We start from the raw sequence: 3275 nt of genomic DNA on the forward strand, positions 1-3275 counted from the left end.
CCAGGCGGCGGATCGCGTGGCGGAAATCGTTGCCGAACTTCAGGCCTATTGCAGCCACAACATCATCTTGCGGCAGGTGCCGATCCGCGAGGATGGCCAAGTTGTGGGTGCTGTGGATCTGATCTCGGAGCGCGCCTGGCAGTATCAGGAGGGCAAGACTTCGGCGCTGATCGAGCTGCCGGTGGCCATGTACGCGCGCGAGCAGGAGGCCCGCACCGAGCTTCTGGAAGCGCTGGCAGATTTTGACGACACGCTGCTGGAGGAATTGATCGAGGATCAGAAGGTGATGGCTGAAGAGGCCTATGAGGTGGCCACCAAGGTGCTGCAGCACAATGACCTGATCCCGGCGCTGATGGGCTCTGCCGAGCATAAGAATGGGATCATGCGGCTGATGAAGTCGCTGCGCCACGAAGCGCCGGATGTTGGTGTGGCACTGGAGCGGCTGTCGCAGGACGGCGGTGTGGTGGCGGTGGGTTGCATGGCGGATCTGGTCAAGCACCTGGGCAAGACCGTGATGGTGCGGGCGTTGGACGGCAGTGTCGGCAACGGTGTATCTGTCGGCGGCGCAGCGCTTGGGTCGCTGACGGGCGTCGGGTCCGCGGCAAATTCCAGCCTGACACCGGGCGATATGGGGCAGGCGGTGAAATCCGATCACCTCAACCTGGGTTTTGCTTATGGCCGCGATGGAGCAGCTCCGCTGCCGGATTGGGCGCAGCCGCGGCCCTCGACCTTCCGCCGGTTGATCACCCCGGTAAATGAACGGGACGATGTCCGCCTGTCCGGCGCGCTGGAGCGTCTGGCGGAAATCGACCCGGCGCTGGTGGTGGGGCAGGATGAGGCCAGCGGCCATGTGCTGCTGAATCTGCAGGGGCCGCTGCATATGCGCCGCATCAAGCAGGCCTTGAAAGAGGAATTCGGGGTCGAGGTGGAGGAAGGGCCGGTGCCGCCGGCGCTGCGCGAGACCATCAAGAAAGCGGTGCAGGTCCATCACCGCCATCGCAAGCAGTCCGGCGGCGCCGGGCAGTTCGCCGATGTGGTGATCGAGGTGAAGCCCCTGCCACGGGGCAGCGGATTTGTGTTCGAGGAGACGGTGAAGGGCGGTGCTGTGCCCAAAAACTATATCCCCTCGGTCGAGGCCGGTGCGCGCGAGGCGCTGGCGCAGGGGCTGAACGGCCATCCGGTGGTGGATGTCTGCGTGACGCTGAAGGACGGCAAGCACCATTCAGTGGACAGTTCCGACTATGCCTTCCGCACTGCGGGCAAGAACGCAGTCAGGGAGGCTATGTCTGAGGCCGGCGCGGTGCTGCTGCAGCCAATCATGCGGGTGAATATCCATGTGCCCTCGGTGTTCACCGGCGGACTGGTGCCGGTGGTGAGCGGCATGAAAGGTCAGATCCTGGGGTTCGAGGCTGAGGTTGGCGTGGCTGGCTGGGATGTGTTCGAGACGCTGCTGCCAATGTCGGCGCAGGATGATCTGTGCAGTACCTTGGCCAGCGCTACCCGCGGCACCGGTTGGTTCAGCACCGATTTCGACCACTATGAAGAGGCGCGGCGGGCGGATTTCGCCGAGGCATAGCAGCGAACTGGCGCAAAACGGGGCGCAGGCGGCGGAACAGCTCTTGCGCCCCGGTGCCGTTTTGCGTGATCTGCGCAACAACCCGGAATGGCTTGCGGAGAAAAATCATGGATGCGTCATCGGCTTATCAGAACAGTCTGCCCATTTCCTCGGATGCGCTGCTGAGGCAGCTGGACGACTGGGACATTGCCTATCAGCTGCATACCCATGTGCCGCTGCGCACGGTGGAGGATGCCAAGGGCGTCGAGGAGCAGTTCATGGTGCCGGGTGAGAACGCGCTGCGGCTGAAGAACCTGTATCTGCGCGACAAGAAGAAGCGGAACTATCTGGTGACGCTGCAGCAGGACCGCGAGATCGACCTGAAAAGCTTGGGCACGGAGATCGGGGCCGGCAACCTGTCGTTCGGCTCGGCTGACCGGCTGCTGGATAATCTCGGCATCCGCCCCGGCGCGGTCAGCCCGCTGGCAATGATCACCGGCGCGGAAAAGGGCGTGACCTTTTATTTGGACGCGCAGGCGCAAGACGCAGACGTGATCTATATGCATCCGCTGGTCAATGACCGCACGGTGGCGATGGCGGGGGCGGATGTGATGGCGTTTTTTGAGAAAACCGGCGTCGAGGTGCGCTGGGTCTAACCGGGCCGTTCGTCTTCCAGCGCCAGGTCCAGCGCGGCGGCGGCATGGGCGGCTGAGGGGTTCACGAACAGGAAGCCACCGGCCTTGAAGCTGACATCATCCAGATGATCGGGAAAGGCCAGCGGCAGCTCGGTGCAGGCCAGCAGAATGGCGTCGCCGGGCTTGACGTGTTTGGCGCTGAAGCGCAGTAGGCGCGCCTGCGCGGTGGCGGAAGCGCCGCCATAGAAATCCTCGTCAATCATGGCCTGCATTTCGGCTATCTCGGCCTGCGGCAGGGGATCGTTGGCGCTGACTCCGTGTGCGGCGAGCACATTGGCGTAATTGCGGTCCTGCATGGTGACGGTGGTACCCAGCACCAGCGCCCGGGTGGCACCTGTTTGCGCTGTGGCTTCTGCTGTTGCGTCGAAGATGCTGAGGATCGGCATCATCACTCCGTCGCGGATCGCATGCAGCCGGGCGTGCGGCGTGTTGGAGGCGATCAGGGCGAAATCGCAGCCCGCGCGTTCCAGCGTCAGCATCGCCTCGCGGAAGACAGCATCAAAAGCGGCCCAGCTGGCTTCATCGCCGGGGCGGCCGCGCAAGGATCTGGTCTGCGCCTGCACTACGGATTCAATGGTGATCGGCGGCACCGGCAGCGGAGAACCTGCGCCGCGGGCTGCAAAGAACGCTCCGGCGCCTTCGCAGATGGCGCGGTAGTAATCGAGAGTGGAGGCCCAGCCGACGCCGCCGAGGATGCCGATCTTCTTCATGGAAATGCTTGTGCCTTGCGAATGTGCTGCGGCCAACTTGCACAGATCCGGGCAGGCTGCCAAACGTTAAAATGCCGCCAGCCGGGGTGCGGTTGACGGCAGATGCGCTGGGCGGAGCAGGGGGTCAGGCCGCCAGCGCGTCGATCTGATTCTTTGCCTTGGCCAGGGCGCTGTCAGCGTCGACCATCAGGGCGTCAGCGGCCACGATTTCAACCTCGGTGATACCGATGAATCCCAGCACGTGGCGCAGGTAGGTGGTGGCAAAATCGATGTCAGAACCCGCCTGGGTGCCGCCGGAAGCCACCGCGATGATGG

The 3275-nt window shown here is 63.8% G+C and carries 4 protein-coding genes; 2 read left to right on the plus strand and 2 right to left on the minus strand.

Annotated features, from left to right (window positions below; genetic code table 11):
* Positions 1-1576: elongation factor G (locus A2I95_RS28440; RefSeq protein WP_291735315.1), on the plus strand; the 1576-nt coding region annotated here is incomplete at its 5' end.
* A 107-nt stretch (positions 1577-1683) separates the two neighbouring features.
* Positions 1684-2211, plus strand: a complete 528-nt coding sequence (locus tag A2I95_RS28445) for a prolyl-tRNA synthetase associated domain-containing protein (protein WP_291735317.1) — start codon at positions 1684-1686, stop codon at positions 2209-2211.
* Here the strand turns inward: A2I95_RS28445 and A2I95_RS28450 are convergent.
* The gene (locus tag A2I95_RS28450) at positions 2208-2960 is read right to left on the minus strand and encodes an aspartate/glutamate racemase family protein (RefSeq protein ID WP_027257252.1); all 753 of its coding nucleotides are present in this window, start codon (positions 2958-2960) and stop codon (positions 2208-2210) included. The two genes, A2I95_RS28445 and A2I95_RS28450, sit on opposite strands and share 4 nt — an antisense overlap.
* Before the next feature lie 124 nt (positions 2961-3084).
* Positions 3085-3275: NAD(P)H-dependent oxidoreductase (locus A2I95_RS28455; protein WP_291735319.1), on the minus strand; the 191-nt coding region annotated here is incomplete at its 5' end.

The organism is Leisingera sp. F5, assembly GCF_001593695.1.

What these genes read in the sequence shown, in the direction of transcription:
- A2I95_RS28450 (WP_027257252.1), bottom strand. Translation starts at nt 2,960, where the DNA reads ATGAAGAAGATCGGCATCCTCGGCGGCGTCGGCTGGGCCTCCACTCTC.
- A2I95_RS28445 (WP_291735317.1), top strand. Translation starts at nt 1,684, where the DNA reads ATGGATGCGTCATCGGCTTATCAGAACAGTCTGCCCATTTCCTCGGAT.